Origin of the sequence: uncultured Microbulbifer sp. (assembly GCF_947498635.1) — a bacterium.
Classification (GTDB): Bacteria; Pseudomonadota; Gammaproteobacteria; order Pseudomonadales; family Cellvibrionaceae; genus Microbulbifer; species Microbulbifer echini.
Genome location: NZ_CANMKV010000145.1, coordinates 1 through 356, shown reverse-complemented (window position 1 = coordinate 356; position 356 = coordinate 1). Strand labels below are relative to the sequence as shown.

The window sequence follows — 356 nt, the reverse complement described above, 5'->3', positions numbered from 1 at the left end:
TTCGCCCTCTACGACAGCGCCGGCAACCGGGTACTGGAAGTGGACCGCCTCGGCTATGTCACCGAGTATCGTTACGATGGTCTCGGCCAGATCACCGCGCAGACCCGCTACGCCGACGCCCTTAACTTTAGCGGCCTCGGCGCCCCTAAAGCGGCGGATGGCAGTGAGGCGCGCCACGCCTGGCTCGACAACCTCTACACGAGTAACCGCGCCGCCCTGGTGGCGAATATCGCCAGCGGCGACGAGCGCACCACCGAATATGTCTACAGCGGCCGCGGACTGCTGCTGGAAGAGCGCATCAAAGGGGAATCCTTCGCGCGCATCAGCAACTCCGGCACCGCCCTCAATGTCAGCCG

At 64.9% G+C, this 356-nt stretch carries 1 protein-coding gene; it reads left to right on the top strand.

Going from position 1 to position 356, the window contains the following annotated elements; genetic code table 11:
• Positions 1-356 (top strand): RHS repeat domain-containing protein (locus Q1A69_RS20215; RefSeq protein ID WP_299589753.1); only part of this gene is annotated, 356 nt, incomplete at both ends.